The sequence below is a fragment of the Chromobacterium vaccinii genome (assembly GCF_001855275.1).
Lineage (GTDB): Bacteria > Pseudomonadota > Gammaproteobacteria > Burkholderiales > Chromobacteriaceae > Chromobacterium > Chromobacterium vaccinii.
In genome coordinates this window covers 3,443,954-3,460,538 of record NZ_CP017707.1, presented here as the reverse complement: position 1 = coordinate 3,460,538, position 16,585 = coordinate 3,443,954, and the positions used below count along the sequence as shown (strand labels likewise).

The window sequence follows — 16,585 nt, the reverse complement described above, 5'->3', positions numbered from 1 at the left end:
ATTTTAACATAAAGTTTATTTTTCGATCATCCCCGGAGAGCCGCAAGTTGCGGAAATCCAAGACAATTCCAATGACATCACAGGAAAAGCCGATGAACACCAAACGCTTGTTCGCCTCCCTGCTGCTGGCCGCGCTGCCGCTGGCCGCCCACGCGGCGCCCTCGCTGGAGCAAAGCCGCTTCGCCGACCTCAACGCCAAGCCGGTGGCCGTGTCCGCCTACAAGGGCAAGGTGACGGTGCTGAACTTCTGGGCCACCTGGTGCGGCCCTTGCCGCGAAGAGATGCCGATGCTGAACGGCCTGCGCAAGAAGCTGTCGCCAAAGGGCGTGGAGGTGGTGGGCGTGGCGCTGGACAGCAAGGAGCAGGTGGAGCCCTTCGTCAAGCAGCTGAAGATCGGCTACCCGATCCTGCTGGGCAACGACGACACGCTGGACCTGATGCGCGGCCTGGGCAACAAGACCGGCGGCCTGCCGTACACGCTGGTGCTGGACCGCCAGGGCAAGGTGGCGGCGACGCTGACCGGCAAGCTGGACGAGAAGAAACTGGAAGCGGCGGTCAAACCCTACCTGTAATCGCTTCTCCCGCGGCCCTTCCCTCATGCAGAAAAGGGAGGGGCCGGCTCTTCGCCAACCCGCTCCCCTCGCGCGGCTTATCCCGCGCGCCGCAAGCGAACCCGCTCCATCAGCTCCGCCATCTCCTCCGGCGCTTCCCGCTCGATCAGCCAGTAGCGGCGGCAGTCTCCGGTGCGGCCTATCCAATCGCCCTCCACCAGCTCGCGCCGGATCAGCACGTGGTCGCCGAAAGCCTCCAGCGCGCGGATGGCCGCGTTGACCGCTGGCTCATCCCACGCTTCGCCGCGCGGCAGGCCCGACCACAACGCCCACAGGCAGGCGCGCTGCTCGCTGAATTTCTTCGGCCAGCGCAGCAGCCGGCCTTCGTCGTCGAAATGGCGCAACAGGCGGCGGACGTCATTCGACACGGTTTGCGGCTCGGCCGGCGCCGGGCGGTCGTGCTCGGCTCGCAGGTGCTGGAAATTCTGGAAGCCGGCTGAGCGGGCCAGCATGTTGAGGATCTGCAGATGGCCGGGCGCTTCGGCCTCCGCCATCCATTGCCGCTTCAGGGAACGGGCAAGGGACGAGATATCGCTGCTGTAGAACGGATAAACGGTGCGAGACATGGTTCGAATCCTGTCTGCGTGCCAAGGTCGGGAAGGACTGCCGCGGTCGCCGTTGCGGCCTGGCACGAGTTCGAGCCAAGCGAGATGATGGATGCTGCAAGCCAAGACAGGTTTAGCGTGGCGAAATCGCCGGCGACGCCTGGGTGAACTGTTGACCCGCCGCCATGCTAACACCATGGCATGGCCTTGCAAAGCGCGGCGGCGGACCGGCGCAAAAAAGCCGACGCGGTCGCGTCGGCTTTTTGTTTGGCTGCCGGATCAGGCGATCAGGCTAGGCGGCCGTGGCACTGCTTGTACTTCTTGCCGCTGCCGCAAGGGCAGGCGTCGTTGCGGTTGATGCGCAGGCCTTGCGAGGCCAGCGCTTCCGGCGACAGCGGATTGTCCTCGTCGTCGCCCAGCGCCGAACCCGGCTCGGCGTGCTGCATCTCGAAGTCCGGCAGCGAATGCGGCTCCACCGCGTCCACGTCTTCCTGGCCGCGGATCTGCACCGTCATCAGCACTTGCACCACGCTGCGCTTGATGCGCTCCAGCATGTCGGCGAACAGCTCGAAGGCCTCGCGCTTGTACTCCTGCTTCGGGTTCTTCTGCGCGTAGCCGCGCAGATGGATGCCTTGGCGCAGGTGGTCCATCGCCGCCAAGTGCTCGCGCCAGTGGTTGTCCAGCATCTGCAGCACCAGGCTGCGCTCGAACTGGCGCATCACGCCGTCGCCGGCCTGCTCCACCTTGGCCTGGTAGGCGGCGGCGGCCATGTCGACGATGCGCAGGCGGATCTGCTCGATGTCCAGATTCGGCTCGGCCTTCAGCCACTCGGCCACCGGCGCTTCCAGCAGGAAGTCGGACGCCAGCGTCTTCTCCAGGCCGGCCAGGTCCCACTGCTCTTCCAGCGATTCCGGCGGCAGGTGCAGGTCGACCAGGTCGGAGATCACGCCTTCGCGCATGTTCACCACCACGTCGGACACGTCCTCTTCCACCAGGATCTCGTTGCGCTGCTGGTAGATCACCTTGCGCTGGTCGTTGGCGACGTCGTCGTATTCCAGCAATTGCTTGCGGATGTCGAAGTTGCGGCCTTCCACCTTGCGCTGCGCGTTCTCGATCGAGCGGCTCACCCACGGATGCTCGATGGCCTCGCCTTCCGGCATCTTCAGGCGATCCATGATCGCGGCGACGCGGTCGGAGGCGAAGATGCGCAACAGCGGATCTTCCAGGCACAGGTAGAAACGGGACGAGCCCGGATCGCCCTGGCGGCCGGAACGGCCGCGCAGCTGGTTGTCGATGCGGCGGGACTCGTGGCGCTCGGTGCCGACGATGTGCAGGCCGCCGGCTTCCAGCACCGCGGCGTGGCGTTGCTTCCACTCGGCGCGGATGGCTTCGATCTTGGCTTGCTTGTCGGCGTCGGACAGGCTGTCATCGGCCTCCACCGCCTTGATTTCCGGCGCCGGGTTGCCGCCCAGCACGATGTCGGTGCCGCGGCCGGCCATATTGGTGGCGACGGTGATCACGCCCGGACGGCCGGCCTGGACCACGATGTCCGCTTCGCGGGCGTGCTCCTTGGCGTTCAGCACATTGTGCGGCAGCTTGGCCTGGGACAGCAGATTGGCCACCAGCTCCGAGTTTTCGATGCTGGTGGTGCCCACCAGCACCGGCTGGCCGCGCTCGTGGCAGTCCTTGATGTCGGCCAGGATCGCTTCGTACTTCTCCTTGGCGGAGCGGTACACCTTGTCCTGCGAATCCTTGCGGATCATCGGCTTGTTGGTCGGGATCACCACGGTTTCCAGGTTGTAGATGCTCTGGAATTCGTAGGCCTCGGTGTCGGCGGTGCCGGTCATGCCGGACAGCTTGCCGTACAGGCGGAAGTAGTTCTGGAAGGTGATCGACGCCAGCGTCTGGTTCTCGCGGTTGATCTCCACGCCTTCTTTGGCCTCCACGGCCTGGTGCAGGCCGTCGGACCAGCGGCGGCCCGCCATCAGGCGGCCGGTGAACTCGTCGACGATCACCACCTCGCCGTCCTGCACCACGTAGTGCTGGTCGATATGGAACAGCGAATAGGCGCGCAGCGCGGCCATCAGGTGGTGCATCAGCGTGATGTTGGTGGCGGAGTACAGGCTGTCGCCTTCCTTCAGCAGGCCGAGGCGGGTCAGGATTTCCTCGCTGCGCTCGTGGCCGGCTTCGGACATCAGCACCGAGTGGGCCTTCTCGTCCACCCAGTAGTCGCCTTCGCCTTCTTCGGTTTCCTGGCGGACGAGCAGCGGCGGCACCGCGTTCATGCGCTGGTACATGTCGATGTTGTCGTCGGCCGGGCCGGAGATGATCAGCGGCGTGCGCGCCTCGTCGATCAGGATGGAGTCCACTTCGTCGACCACGGCGAAGGCCAGCTTGCGCTGCACCTTCTCTTCGACGCTGAACACCATGTTGTCGCGCAGGTAGTCGAAACCGAACTCGTTGTTGGTGCCGTAGGTGATGTCGCAGGCGTAGGCGGCCTGCTTGTCGTCATGGGCCATCTGCGACAAATTCATGCCGACCGACAGGCCGAGGAAGTTGTACAGCGGCGCCATGATGCCGGCGTCGCGGCTGACCAGGTAGTCGTTGACGGTCACCACGTGGACGCCGTCGCCGGACAGCGCGTTCAGGTAGACCGCGAGCGTGGCGACCAGGGTCTTGCCCTCGCCCGTCTTCATTTCGGGGATCTTGCCCTGGTGCAGCGCCATGCCGCCGATCAGCTGCACGTCGAAGTGGCGCATGCCCATCACGCGGCGCGAGGCCTCGCGGCAGACGGCGAAAGCCTCGGGCAGCAGGTCGTCCAGCGTGCCGCCCTTGGACAGGCGATCGCGGAATTCCTGGGTCTTGGCGGCCAGCGCCTCGTCGGACAGCGCCTGCATCGCCGGCTCCAGCGCGTTGATGCGCGCCACCTCTTGGCGATATTGCTTGAGCAGACGATCGTTGCGGCTGCCGAAAACCTTCTTGAGTAGCGAAGAAATCATGTAGTCGAATCCAGAAACCAGCGGGCCGTTGGGAGTGTCCGCAAAAAATGCTGAAAAGTGTAGCACATTCGCAGACAAGGTTATGGGGGCATCCATGCGCCACATCAAGATGTGAGTCGAGAAATCGCTGTTGGTTTTACGCGACGCTCGCTTAGAGCAAACGCTCGATTCAATTGACCGCCCCATTCATGCAACTTAAATATTGACCCGCGATAATCCGCAACTTTGTTCATTCCTACAACAAGCGACAATCTCGGGAGAAACGATGGATAGGCGGCAATTCCTCAAGTGGGGCAGTTTCCTGACGGTATCGGTGGCCGCGGCGGGCTGCGGCGGCGGCTCGGACAGCTCCGATTCGGGCAGCCAGCGCCAGCTCGCGGCCGGCCAGGGCTTCGGCCTGGGCGTGGCGTCCGGCGATCCGCGCCCGGACAGCATCATCCTGTGGACCCGCGTCGACGGCGGCGATGGCGCAGCCTCGCTGTCGGTCACCGTGCAGCTGTCGGACAAGGCGGACTTCTCCAACCTGCTGGTCAACCAGGCGCTGAGCGCCGATCCGGGCTGGGACTACACCGTGCGCCACAAGGTGACCGGCCTGGCCAGCGCCACCACCTATTACTACCGCTTCCTGACCGGCAAAACCGTCAGCGCCACCGGCCGCACCAAGACCGCGCCGGCAGCCGGCACCCCGCTGTCGCAGCTGAAGTTCGCCTATATCACCTGCCAGGACTGGAGCGTCAACCACTGGGGCGCCTTCGACGAAATCGTCCAGCTGGACCTGGATTTCGTGATGCACGTCGGCGACTACATCTACGAAACCGTCGGCGCCGGCTTCCAGACCGGCAACAACGAAACCCGCCACCCGCCGCTGACACTGCCCAACGGCACCAAGCGCGCCGACGGCGCGATCTACGCCACCACGCTGGCCGACTATCGCTACCTGTACAAGAGCTACCGCGCCGATCCGCGCATCCAGGCGGTGCACGCCAATTTCCCGGTGATCTCGATCTGGGACGACCACGAATTCTCCGACGACTGCTGGCAAGACCGCCAGGTGTACTACCCCGGCGACGACAGCGCGCCGCAGACGCCGCGCCGTCGCAGCGCCAACCAGGCCTGGTTCGAATACACGCCGGCGGATGTCCAGCTAGACCTGGCCAATCCCTCGTTCCAGAACATCCAGATCTACCGCAGCTTCGCCTTCGGCAACCTGGCCACGCTGGTGATGACCGACCAGCGCCTGTACCGTTCCGACCACATCATTCCGGAAACCGCCGTGCCCGACACCGGCCTGGCCAATCTGGGCAGCCGCTATTTCGTGCCCAAGGCCGCGCTGGCCCAGGCCGAGGCCGCCAAGATGGCCTCCACCGGCGGCAACCTGCTGAACGTGTCCATCCTGGGCACGGCCCAGCGCGCCTGGTGGCAGCAGCAGATGCAGGGCGCCGCCACCACCTGGAAGCTGTGGGGCAACGAGGTGTCGCTGCTGCGCATGGGCGTGGACGGCACCATGGCGGTGGCCAGCCTGCTGGAGCAGGGCCTGTCGGCCGCGCTGGCGCAGAATTTCGGCCTCAACCTCAGCGCCGCCCAGCAGCAACAGCTGACCGGCGCGCTGTATCAGGACCTGCTCGCCGCCGACACCAGCGGCGCGACGCCGGTGCTGAGCTACGCCAACACCCAGCCGCTGCTCGCCGGCTTCAGCGGCGGCGCCATCAGCGCCGGCGTGTTCGCCGCCTCGGTGAAGCCGGTGCTCAACGGCAACCTGCCGCCGAGCATGCTGCTGAACCAGTACATCCTCAACGCCGACCAGTGGGACGGCTACAACGCCGAGCGCAAGGCGCTGATGGCCTTCCTGAAGGGCAACGGCATCGGCAACGTGGTGGGCATCACCGGCGACATCCACGCCTTCTTCGCCGGACAGGTGTATGACGACTTCGACGCCGCCAGCCCGACGCCGGTGATGGTGGACCTGGTCACCGCCGGCATCTCCAGCAACTCCTTCTTCAGCTATTTCAAAAACGTGGTGGACACCGTGCCGGCCTTCGCCAAGGCCGCGCCGCTGATCTACCAGACGGTGAACGGCCAGACGGTCAACACCTTCACCGGCACGCTGCAAACCTTCAACCCGTGGCTGAAGTACGCCGACACCGACGCCCAGGGCTACGCGGTGGTGACGCTGACGCCGGGCAAGCTCAGCTGCGCCTTCCACAAGATGGCCAAGCTGGCGAACGGCGTCGCGCCGTCGCCGGCCACCGCCAGCGTCAAGACCGTCGAGGTGCTTGCCGGAACGCCGGCCGTCAACGTGCTGTAAGCGGTTTCTCTCCCCAAGGTTGGCCGCGCTTGCGCGGCCAACCATTTCAATCAGTACATTTCGTCACAAAATCCCTACAAAGCCTCCTGGTTTTTAACATTCGTTTTATGGCTTCTCTGGTAGCATCCATGCCCTGAAACCGGAAGGCGCGACGCCGCTTCCGGGATTGCTTGCAATGCTCTCCAGCACGGCTTTTGACATGGCGGACGCATCGTTGCGCGGCGCTCGGCATGCCGAACGTCGAGGACGCCATCCGCCACCCGCTCCAGAGTTGTCATAATAGAAGCGGGCCGGTTGCCGCCCGCCGCGATAAACATAGAAAACGGAGAGGCCTGATGACCACCGCCGTCCGCCACTTCATGCCCGCCACCGCCCGGCGGCTGATCCCCAACCGCTGGGACCTGATCGCGTTTCCGCTGATCCTGGGCTTCCTGTTGATGGCCACCACCGGCATCCGCGAAACCTGGGCTCCGATCACCGCGCTGCAGACCGCGCCGATCTCGCTGGAGCCCGGCAACCTGCCCGAATACGCGCTGCGCACCACGCTGCGGATGCTGGCGGCGATGGCCGCCGCGCTGGCCTTCACCCTGGTCTACGGCACGCTGGCCGCCAAGAGCCGCCGCGCCGGCCTCTTGCTGGTGCCGATACTGGACATCCTGCAATCGGTGCCGGTGCTGGGCTACATCTCGTTCACCGTCACCTTCTTCCTCGCCTTGTTCCCCGGCCGGGTGCTGGGCGCCGAATTCGCCGCCATCTTCGCCATCTTCACCAGCCAAGCGTGGAACATGACCTTCAGCTTCTACCAGTCGCTGCGCACCGTGCCGCGCGACTTGCAGGAGGTATCGGTCAACCTCAGGCTCACCGCCTGGCAGAAATTCTGGAAGCTGGAGGTGCCCTACGCCATGCCCGGCATGATCTGGAACATGATGATGAGCATGTCCGGCGGCTGGTTCTTCGTGGTGGCGTCGGAGGCGATCACCGTCGGCGACAAGACCGTGATGCTGCCCGGCGTCGGCTCCTACCTGGCGCTGGCGATCCAGAACAAGGATCTGGCCGCCGTCGGCTGGGTGATCCTGACCATGTCGGTGGTGATCCTGATCTACGACCAGTTCCTGTTCCGACCGCTGGTGGCCTGGGCCGACAAGTTCCGCCTGGAGGACACCGCCAGCCAGAACGCGCCGGAATCGTGGGTGCTGAACCTGATCCAGCGCACCCATTTCATCCAGCAGCTGCTCAAGCCCTTCGGCAAGCTGCTGAAGAAGACCGCCCGTCTGCGGCTGAACGTCAGTCTGCCCAAGGGCATCCACTCGGAAGACCACACGCCGGTGTCCCGCGGCATCGACGTGCTGTGGTGGGCGCTGGTGGCGCTGCTCGCCGTCGCCGTCGCCAGCAAGCTGGTGCACTTCATCGCCACCGAAGTCGGCGCCTGGGAGGTGCTGCGGGTGTTCGGCCTGGGTCTGATCACGCTGGTGCGCGTCAGCCTGCTGATCGCCGTCGCGTCGGTGATCTGGGTGCCGCTGGGCGTGCTGATCGGCCTGCGCCCCCGGCTGGCCGAAAAGGTCCAGCCGCTGGCGCAGTTCCTGGCCGCCTTCCCGGCCAACCTGCTGTTCCCGGTATTCGTGATCGTCATCGTCCACTACAAGCTGAACCCGGACATCTGGCTGTCGCCGCTGATCGTGCTGGGCACCCAGTGGTACATCCTGTTCAACGTCATCGCCGGCGCCACCGCCTTCCCCAACGACTTCAGGGAAGCCGCCGACAATTTCCGCATCCGCGGCTGGCAGTGGTGGCGCAAGGTAATGCTGCCGGGCATCTTCCCCTACTACGTCACCGGCGCGATCACCGCGTCCGGCGGCGCCTGGAACGCCAGCATCGTGTCCGAGTTCGTGTCCTGGGGCGACGACAAGCTGGCCGCCCACGGCCTGGGCGCCTATATCGCGCAAACCACCGCCGCCGGCGACTATCCCAAGATCCTGCTGGGCATCGTGGTGATGTCGCTGTTCGTGGTGCTGTTCAATCGCCTGCTGTGGCGCCCGATGTACGCCATCGCCGAAAACAAACTCCGTCTCAACTGAGGGGGCATCAAGCATGACTACCGAAAACAACGCCCTGGGACAGGAAATCTTCAAGCTGAAGAACGTCTGCCGCGGCTTCTCCAAGGGCAGCGACGAGATCCAGGTGCTGGACGATGTGAACCTGACGCTGCGCGAAGGCGAGATCGTCGGCCTCCTGGGCCGCTCCGGCTCCGGCAAATCCACGCTGCTGCGCATCATCGCCGGCCTGATCCCGCAAAGCGGCGGCGAGGTCAACTACCAGGGCAAGCCGCTGAAGGGGCCGGCCGAAGGCGTGGCCATGGTGTTCCAGACCTTCGCGCTGTTCCCGTGGCTGACCGTGCTGCAGAACGTGGAGGCCGGCCTGGAGGCGCTGGGCGTGGACGCCAAGGAGCGCCGCCGCCGCGCGCTGGCCGCGATCGACCTGATCGGCCTGGACGGCTTCGAGAACGCCTACCCGCGCGAGCTGTCCGGCGGCATGCGCCAGCGCGTCGGCTTCGCCCGCGGCCTGGTGGTCAACCCGACGCTGCTGCTGATGGACGAGCCGTTCTCGGCGCTTGACGTGCTGACCGCCGAGACGCTGCGCACCGACATGCTGGACCTGTGGAGCGAAGGCCAGCTGCCGATCAAGTCGGTGCTGATCGTCACCCACAACATCGAAGAAGCGGTGTTCATGTGCGACCGCATCCTGGTGCTGTCGTCCAATCCCGGCCGCGTGGTGGCCGAGATCAAGGTGCCGTTCCCGCACCGCCGCAACCGGCTGGACCCGGCCTTCCGCAAGATGGTGGACGACATCTACGCGCTGATGACCGCGCGCCGCAGCGCCCACACCCTGCACAAGCTGCCGCTCGAGATCGGCAGCCACCTGACCGAGGTGTCCACCAACCTGATGGCCGGCCTGATCGAGGAGGTGGCGCAGGAGCCCTACTTCGGCAAGGCCGACATGCCGGAAATCGCCGAGAAGCTGCTGCTGGAGGTGGATGACCTGTTCCCGGTGGCCGAGGTGCTGGAGCACCTGGGCTTCGTCGAGCTGAAGGACGGCGACATGCTGCTGACCGCCGCCGGCAAGCTGTTCGCCGACTACGGCACCCAGGAGCGCAAGGTGATGTTCGCCGAGCACCTGTTGCGCCACGTGCCGATGGCCGCCCACATCCGCAAGGTGCTGCAGGAGCGCCCCGGCCAGCGCGCGCCGCGGCTGCGCTTCGCCCAGGAGCTGGAAGACTCGCTGTCAGACCAGTCGGCCGAGGAGACGCTGGACACCGTGATCAGCTGGGGCCGCTACGCCGAAATCTTCTCCTACAACGACCACACCGAGACCTTCAGCCTGGAAGACGTCGAGGGCGGCCAGTAGCTTCGGCGAGCCACGACAACGGGCGCCCGGACGGCGCCCGTTTTGTTTCGCCGGCCGCAAGCCTGCTCGATGCTACAATACGGCATCGACCGTTTCCCCACACGCCCATGTCCGGACGCCCGCTCAACGACATCACCCGCCAGGATCAGACCCTGGCCCGCCTCTCCGCCGCCGCGCACGAGTTGATGGCGCTGGACCGCGCCTTCAAGAAGCTGATTCCGCCGGCGATGGGCGAGGCTTGCCGCGCGGTGCGCATCCGCGACGACGAGCTGGTGATCCACGCCGACAACGGCATCGTCGCCGCCCGGCTGCGGATGACCGCGCCCGGGCTGCTGCCGCAGCTGGCGCAGCAGGGCTATCCGGCGTCCAAGGTGCGGGTCAAGGTGGCGCTGCAACTGGTCCGCGTCAAAAAGCCGAAGACCCTGGCGATCAGCGAAACCGCGCTGGACGGCATGGAGCAGGCATCCGACTGCATCAGCCACCCCGACGTCAAGCGCGCGCTGCAGCGGCTGATCGCGCGCCAGCGCCGCGGCTGACTGTACCGACAGCCAGTTTTCCCGCCGCGGCGTTTCGACGCCAATAGTCTCCTTTCGATTGATCTCCGCAGGAAGCGCCATGACCGCTCTGCAACGCTTCTCTCCCGATCACCCCGCATCCTGCATCGCGGCCGCGCTGGAGCGCGACGGCGGCGTCATCATAGAAGGGCTGCTCTGCCCCGAGCGGCTGGCCCGCTTCCGCGCCGAGCTCTTCCCGCTGCTGGACGCCGCGCCCGACTGCCAGGGCGACTTCTACGGCTACGCCACCCGCCGCCTGTCCGGCCTGATCGCCCGCGTGCCCGTCTGCCGCGAGCTGGCCATCCACCCGCTGATCCTGCAGCTGATGGACATCATGCTGCTCAGGGGCTGCCGCGAATACCAGCTCAACCTGACCCAGGCGATACGCATCGGCCCGGGCGAGCCGCGCCAGTTCCTGCACAGCGACGCGCTGATGTTTCCGGTCAAGGTTCCCGGATCGGAAACCATGATCAACTGCATGTACGCGCTGGACGACTTCACCGAGGACAACGGCGCCACCAACGTCGCGCCGGGCAGCCACCGCTGGACCGAGGAGCGGCTGCCGGACGAGAGCGAAGTGGTTCCGGCCGCGATGCCCGCCGGCTCGGTGCTGATCTATTTCGGCTCCGTCATCCACGCCGGCGGCGCCAACCGCACCGGCCAGCCCCGTACCGGCGTGGTGCTCAGCTACTGCCTGGGCTGGCTGCGCCAGGCGGAAAACCACTACCTGGCGGTGCCGCGCGAGCTGGCGCGCGAACTGCCCGAACGGCTGCAGCGGCTGCTCGGCTACTTCGTGCACGCGCCCAACCTGGGCAGCGTCGACGGCCAGGACCCGGTCGCGCTGCTGCGCGAGCCGCCGGCCGAGCCGCCGCGCTTCGCCGAATTCCTGCCGGAAGAAGCCAAAACGCTGCTGGCCGAGGCCCGCGCCGCCATGCAAAACGATTGATCGCCTTCAGATAGACATCAAAGCGGAGTAAAGTGGCGGTTTCCCGCTCTACGTCCAGCACCACAGGATAATCGCCATGTCCGAACACGATAAGCCCGAAACCACTCCCGAAACCGCGCCTCAGGACCCGTCGCGCCGCCGCCTGTTCGAAGGCCTGGCCGTCATCGGCGCCGCCGGCGTGCTGCCCGCCGTCGCCAGCCAGGCGGCCGACGCCGCGCCGGCCGCCCACGGCCCGCTGGACGACAGGCTGCGCCATCACGTGAAGAACGTGGTGGTGATCTACCTGGAGAACCGCAGCTTCAACAATCTGTACGGCAACTTCCCCGGCGTCAGGCATCCGCTGTCCAAGGCCCCGGCCGAAGCCTGTATCCAGCTGGACCGCGACGGCTCCAGGCTGAAGAACCTGCCCAAGATCTGGGGCGGCATGGTGCAGCGCGGCCAGACCGTGGCCGGCAAGTACTATCTGATCGAGGAGGACAAGATCCAGAACCTGCCCAACGGCCCGTTCCCGCTGAAGGACGCCGACGGCGAGCCGCTGCCGGAAGCCGTGATCACCCGCGACCTGTGGCATTTGTTCTACCAGAACCAGATGCAGATCAACGGCGGCAAGAACGACCAGTTCGCCGCCTGGGCCGACTCCGGCGCGCTGGTGATGGGCTATTACAGCGAAACCGCGAAGAACCTCAACCAGTGGAAGATCGCCCAGCAATACACGCTGTGCGACAACTTCTTCATGGCGGCCTTCGGCGGCTCCTACCTGAACCACCAATTCCTGATCTCCGCGCGCACGCCGGAATACTTCAACGCCAAGGACACCGCGGCGGCGAAGAAGATCGCCGTGCTGGACGACGGCCCCAAGGGCTACAAGCTGAAGGTGAAAGCGCCCAGCTCGGCGATGGACGGCCCGCCGCAATTCGTCAACAACGGCGCGATCACGCCGGACGGCTACGCGGTCAACACCATGGCGCCGCCGTTCCAGCCCAGCTACGTCAAGCCGGCCGAAGGCGGCGACAAGCGCTACGCGGACCCGGCCGACGCCAGCACCCTGCCGCCGCAAACCTACGACACCATCGGCGACCTGCTGTCGCGCAAGGGCGTGGCTTGGGCCTGGTACGGCGGCAGCTGGCAGGCGGCGCTGGACGGCAAGGGCGGTCCGGACGCGCCCAACTTCCAGTACCACCACCAGCCGTTCAACTACTTCAAGAACTTCGCGCCCGGCACCCAGGCCCGCGCCGAGCACCTGCGCGACGGCGGCCTGGGCGACAGCCCGATCAGCAACCGCTTCATCGCCGACGCGGTGGCCGGCAAGCTGCCGGCGGTGGCCTTCTACAAGCCGCAGGGCAATCTGAACATGCACGCCGGCTACTCCGACGTGGAGAGCGGCGACCGCCACGTCGCCAACGTGCTGCAGCACCTGATGAGCGGCCCGCAGTGGAAGAACATGGTGGTGGTCATCACCCACGACGAGAACGGCGGCTGGTGGGACCACGTGGCGCCGCCCAAGGGCGACCGCTGGGGCCCGGGCAGCCGCATCCCGGCCATCGTGGTGTCGCCGTTCGCCAAAAAAGGCCATGTCGACCACACCTTCTACGACACCACCTCGATCATCCGCTTCATCAGCCGCCTGCACGGCCTGCCGGAGCTGGAGGGCGTCAAGGTTCGCAACCAGGCCTTCCGCGAGCGCGGCGCGCAGCCGCCGGGCGACCTGACCGGCGCGCTGCAACTCTAAGCCCATGGCCGGTTCGCCCCCGCGGGCCGGCCGCCTTTTCCCCCATCATTCCGCGTGCGCACCTTGGAAAACCATAAAAACATGACTCGATACGTCCTACGCCTGTCCGTCCTGCTGCTGCTCGGCCTCCTGTCCTTCCGCGCCTTCGCCTGCGCCGAAGAGACGATGTACAGCCACCATTACGACCAGTGCATGGATCAGGCCGGCGGCGTCACCGCCGGCATGCTGGATTGCCTCTCGGCAGAACACGCGCGCCAGGACAAGCAGCTGAACGACACATACCGCAAGCTGATGGCCGCCTTGCCCGCCAAGCGCCAGCAAAGGCTGCAAGTCGCCCAGCGGCTGTGGCTGAAATACCGCGCCGCCAACTGCAGCGCCTACGTCGACCCCGACGGCGGCACCGCCGAATCGCTGGTGGGCGCCGACTGCGAGCTGGCGTCCACCGCCGCCCGCGCCGCCGAACTGACCCGGCTGCAACCCATCCCGCGCTGAATCCCTCGCCCCGCGCCCCGGCGCGGGGCCATCGCCGATCCCGCTGGCCCCGGCCCGGCCTGCCTCTGCATGCCCCTTGCCGGACAATAGCCAATCCACATTCCGACTGTCTCTGTTCGCTGTCGGCGCTTTGGTTTAAGCTGCAAACAATCAGAAAACAACAGCACCGGGACTCTTCGCCATGAACGTCAAAGAATACATGCAGCAGCTGGGCCAGGCCGCGCGCAAAGCATCGCGCCTGCTGGCCCGCGCCGACACCAACCAGAAAAACGCCGCGCTCCACGCCATCGCCGACGCCATCGTCCGCGAACAGGACGCGCTCTTGGCCGCCAACCGCCAGGACCTGGACGCCGCGCGCCAGGCCGGCCTCGACGACGCGATGCTGGACCGGTTGACCCTCAACGCCAAAGGCGTGCTGGCAATGGCCGACGGCCTGCGCCAGATCGCCGCGCTGCCGGACCCGGTGGGCGAAATCGACGAAATGAGCTACCGCCCGTCCGGCATCCAGCTGGGCAAGATGCGGGTGCCGCTGGGCGTGGTGGGCATCATTTACGAGGCCCGCCCCAACGTCACCGCCGACGCCGCCGGCCTGTGCCTGAAATCCGGCAACGCCACCATCCTGCGCGGCGGCTCCGAGGCCTTCCACAGCAACCAGGCCATCGCCGCCTGCGTGCACGAGGGCCTGGCCGCCGCCGGCCTGCCGGCCGAGGCGGTGCAGGTGCTGGCCACCACCGACCGCGCCGCGGTGGGCGAGCTGATCGCGATGCCGGAGTACGTGGACGTGATCGTGCCCCGCGGCGGCAAGGGCCTGATCGCCCGCATCAGCGCCGAGGCGCGGGTGCCGGTGATCAAGCACCTGGACGGCAACTGCCACGTCTACATCGACGACACCGCCAACCCGGACAAGGCGTTCAACATCGCCATCAACGCCAAGACCCATCGCTACGGCACCTGCAACACCATGGAAACGCTGCTGGTGCACAGCGCCTTCGCCGAATTCATGCTGCCGCGGCTGGCCAGCGCCTATTGGGAAAAGGGCGTGGAGCTGCGCGGCTGCGAACGCACCCGCGCCATCCTGGGCGAGCAGGTCAAGGCCGCCACCGACGAGGACTGGGCCACCGAATACCTGGCCCCGGTGCTGGCGGTGAAGGTGGTGAAGGACATGGACGAGGCGATCGAGCACATCAACCACTGGGGCAGCCACCACACCGACGCCATCGTCACCGAGGATTACGGCCGCTCGCGCCGCTTCCTGCGCGAAGTGGACTCGGCCAGCGTGATGGTCAACGCCTCCACCCGTTTCGCCGATGGCTTCGAGTACGGCCTGGGCGCCGAGATCGGCATCTCCACCGACAAGATCCACGCCCGCGGCCCGGTCGGCCTCAACGGCCTGACCAGCCAGAAGTGGATCGTGCTGGGCGACGGGCAGGTCAGACAGTAGGCCGCTTCCGGCCCTTGTGGCGCCTTCCCCTGGACTGCCGGCCAAACCAGCCGTCGGGAGGGGGAGGACGGAAACGCGCGCAAGGGTGTGGACAGGTCGCGCTGTCGACCACACCTCTGTGTGCTGCGCATCCAGATCCCGTGGCCTGCACTGCCTGCTCCGGCGCGTCCCCGCTCAAATGCGCTGCCGTTTTTGGCCGTCGCCAGCGTTAAGAGTCTGTTCGTCTTGATATTGCGGCAGCGGCCATTTCTGTCAAATACAGAGTGCGAAAAACAGCGCGCCGCAATGTCGCTCACGGCCAGGAACGTTTGGCAAAGCCACCCGCCGGCAGGGAATGGCCCGAAGGGCAGCCCGGCCGGCCCGGACTCAAAATCAAATCAATGGCTTGAGCTGCAAAACCTGTTGCCCGATGTTAAAAACGGCCTCCCCCTGGTTCAGCACATTGGCGCCAAGCAAACCATCCACCTCCTCCAGCCCCTTGGCTTTCAGCGAGGCGTTCACGCCGGCCAAGTCCATGGTCATCACCTTCTGCTGCCGCAGCGTGAAACGCGGGCCCAACTGCAGGCTGTCCAATAAGTAAAAATGGCTTTCGACGCTGCCTCCGACGCCATGCACCTGATCCGTTCCAGCCTGCCGGGCCAGATGGAACTTGGCGGCGTGCGCGTCATCGGTGACGAATGTCCCGTCCGCGGCCGTGTCGATGATGAAGCGCCCTTTCACGCCATTGACCACCCCCTCCACCATCAACTGCTCGCCTCCCAGCGACGTCAAGGGCAAGCGATCAAAGGCCGCCGCCGGCTTGGCGTCATTTCGCACGCGCAACTGCTGCTGCCCATAATCCAGCACCGCATGCTGCCCGGCCAGCACGTCCATGCCGATGACGCCATCCACCGCGGCAATCCCCTCCTCGGCCAAGCCTTGATTGATCGCGTCGAAATCCGTCAGATACACAGCCAGCTTGTCTGCCGCCAATCTACCGCCCCATTCCAGCGGCTTGTCGGCGGCCCGCTTTATCTCCGTCGTCCCGGCGGATCCATGCGAAGCCCTCGTTATCCCTTCATTTTCCAAACCAAACCGGGCCGCCTGCTTGCGATCCACGCAGGTCATCGACGCCCCGCTGTCGAGCAAGAAGCGGCCATCCACACCATTGAGACGCGCCTGGACCGCCATGAAGCCATTGGCTTGCCTCGTCAAGGGCACGCTGAATGGAATCTGCGCCGAATCGGCTCCGCTTGGCGCGGAATGCGCTTGGGAGGCAAAGCCGAAGGCGCCAGCCAGCAACGCCAGCAGTACATTTGTATTTGCTTTCATTTGATGTTCCTCTTCATTTTTATTGACACGCCAGCTCCCTGCTCAGGCCTGCGTAAAATTTGCTCGCTTCACGTAGCCGGAGCGGCAAACATTCAAATTGTCCGGTAATTGAAATTTTCAATGCCAAAATCATTAACTGTGATTTTCACGCGCGCATCTTCTTGGCGCCGCCTCTCCTATCGCGATATCAGACATCCCGCTCATTTCACGCGATAATCCCCCTTTGCCTCACAAGCTCGCCTTGCCAAAA

Annotated in this window: 12 protein-coding genes; 9 read left to right on the top strand and 3 right to left on the bottom strand. The window is 65.7% G+C overall.

Annotation, left to right across the window (positions count from 1 at the left end):
- Positions 1–92 precede the first annotated feature (92 nt).
- Entirely contained in the window at positions 93–572 is a 480-nt protein-coding gene (locus tag BKX93_RS15990) for a TlpA family protein disulfide reductase (protein ID WP_082113790.1), read from the top strand.
- A 77-nt stretch (positions 573–649) separates the two neighbouring features.
- Here BKX93_RS15990 and BKX93_RS15985 read toward each other — a convergent pair whose 3' ends face one another.
- Together BKX93_RS15985 and secA are read right to left on the bottom strand one after the other, a co-directional pair.
- Positions 650–1,177: a DUF2087 domain-containing protein gene (locus tag BKX93_RS15985; RefSeq protein ID WP_046157920.1), complete on the bottom strand. Its 528-nt coding sequence runs from the start codon at positions 1,175–1,177 to the stop codon at positions 650–652.
- Between the two features lie 266 nt (positions 1,178–1,443).
- Positions 1,444–4,155, bottom strand: coding sequence for a preprotein translocase subunit SecA (gene secA / locus BKX93_RS15980; RefSeq protein WP_070980579.1), 2,712 nt, complete (start codon positions 4,153–4,155; stop codon positions 1,444–1,446).
- 265 nt (positions 4,156–4,420) lie between these two features.
- Between secA and BKX93_RS15975 the strand changes: the two genes are divergently transcribed.
- From BKX93_RS15975 to BKX93_RS15940, 8 genes are all read left to right on the top strand, one after another.
- Positions 4,421–6,460 carry an alkaline phosphatase D family protein gene (locus BKX93_RS15975; RefSeq protein ID WP_046157918.1) on the top strand — a complete coding sequence of 680 codons (2,040 nt, stop codon included), beginning with the start codon at positions 4,421–4,423 and terminating at the stop codon, positions 6,458–6,460.
- A 335-nt stretch (positions 6,461–6,795) separates the two neighbouring features.
- Positions 6,796–8,535: an ABC transporter permease gene (locus BKX93_RS15970; RefSeq protein ID WP_046167222.1), complete on the top strand. Its 1,740-nt coding sequence runs from the start codon at positions 6,796–6,798 to the stop codon at positions 8,533–8,535.
- Positions 8,536–8,548: 13 nt separating this feature from the next.
- Positions 8,549–9,862 (top strand): ABC transporter ATP-binding protein, encoded by a 1,314-nt coding sequence (locus tag BKX93_RS15965; protein ID WP_021475560.1) that lies wholly within the window; start codon positions 8,549–8,551, stop codon positions 9,860–9,862.
- Positions 9,863–9,969: 107 nt separating this feature from the next.
- The gene (locus tag BKX93_RS15960; RefSeq protein ID WP_021475559.1) at positions 9,970–10,398 is read left to right on the top strand and encodes a DUF721 domain-containing protein; all 429 of its coding nucleotides are present in this window, start codon (positions 9,970–9,972) and stop codon (positions 10,396–10,398) included.
- 79 nt (positions 10,399–10,477) lie between these two features.
- Complete coding sequence (locus BKX93_RS15955; RefSeq protein WP_052729336.1) at positions 10,478–11,362, top strand: phytanoyl-CoA dioxygenase family protein; 885 nt, start codon at positions 10,478–10,480, stop codon at positions 11,360–11,362.
- A gap of 76 nt (positions 11,363–11,438) precedes the next feature.
- A complete protein-coding gene (locus tag BKX93_RS15950; RefSeq protein WP_046167223.1) occupies positions 11,439–13,091 on the top strand; it encodes an acid phosphatase in 1,653 nt (550 codons plus the stop codon).
- Between the two features lie 81 nt (positions 13,092–13,172).
- Positions 13,173–13,583 carry a lysozyme inhibitor LprI family protein gene (locus tag BKX93_RS15945; protein ID WP_070980578.1) on the top strand — a complete coding sequence of 137 codons (411 nt, stop codon included), beginning with the start codon at positions 13,173–13,175 and terminating at the stop codon, positions 13,581–13,583.
- Positions 13,584–13,764: 181 nt separating this feature from the next.
- Entirely contained in the window at positions 13,765–15,024 is a 1,260-nt protein-coding gene (locus BKX93_RS15940) for a glutamate-5-semialdehyde dehydrogenase (RefSeq protein WP_046157914.1), read from the top strand.
- 372 nt (positions 15,025–15,396) lie between these two features.
- Here BKX93_RS15940 and BKX93_RS15935 read toward each other — a convergent pair whose 3' ends face one another.
- Positions 15,397–16,335 (bottom strand): aspartyl protease family protein, encoded by a 939-nt coding sequence (locus tag BKX93_RS15935; protein WP_046157913.1) that lies wholly within the window; start codon positions 16,333–16,335, stop codon positions 15,397–15,399.
- Between the last annotated feature and the right edge of the window lie 250 nt (positions 16,336–16,585).

What these genes read in the sequence shown, in the direction of transcription:
- BKX93_RS15990 (WP_082113790.1), top strand. Translation starts at nt 93, where the DNA reads ATGAACACCAAACGCTTGTTCGCCTCCCTGCTGCTGGCCGCGCTGCCG.
- BKX93_RS15985 (WP_046157920.1), bottom strand. Translation starts at nt 1,177, where the DNA reads ATGTCTCGCACCGTTTATCCGTTCTACAGCAGCGATATCTCGTCCCTT.
- secA (WP_070980579.1), bottom strand. Translation starts at nt 4,155, where the DNA reads ATGATTTCTTCGCTACTCAAGAAGGTTTTCGGCAGCCGCAACGATCGT.
- BKX93_RS15975 (WP_046157918.1), top strand. Translation starts at nt 4,421, where the DNA reads ATGGATAGGCGGCAATTCCTCAAGTGGGGCAGTTTCCTGACGGTATCG.
- BKX93_RS15970 (WP_046167222.1), top strand. Translation starts at nt 6,796, where the DNA reads ATGACCACCGCCGTCCGCCACTTCATGCCCGCCACCGCCCGGCGGCTG.
- BKX93_RS15965 (WP_021475560.1), top strand. Translation starts at nt 8,549, where the DNA reads ATGACTACCGAAAACAACGCCCTGGGACAGGAAATCTTCAAGCTGAAG.
- BKX93_RS15960 (WP_021475559.1), top strand. Translation starts at nt 9,970, where the DNA reads ATGTCCGGACGCCCGCTCAACGACATCACCCGCCAGGATCAGACCCTG.
- BKX93_RS15955 (WP_052729336.1), top strand. Translation starts at nt 10,478, where the DNA reads ATGACCGCTCTGCAACGCTTCTCTCCCGATCACCCCGCATCCTGCATC.
- BKX93_RS15950 (WP_046167223.1), top strand. Translation starts at nt 11,439, where the DNA reads ATGTCCGAACACGATAAGCCCGAAACCACTCCCGAAACCGCGCCTCAG.
- BKX93_RS15945 (WP_070980578.1), top strand. Translation starts at nt 13,173, where the DNA reads ATGACTCGATACGTCCTACGCCTGTCCGTCCTGCTGCTGCTCGGCCTC.
- BKX93_RS15940 (WP_046157914.1), top strand. Translation starts at nt 13,765, where the DNA reads ATGAACGTCAAAGAATACATGCAGCAGCTGGGCCAGGCCGCGCGCAAA.
- BKX93_RS15935 (WP_046157913.1), bottom strand. Translation starts at nt 16,335, where the DNA reads ATGAAAGCAAATACAAATGTACTGCTGGCGTTGCTGGCTGGCGCCTTC.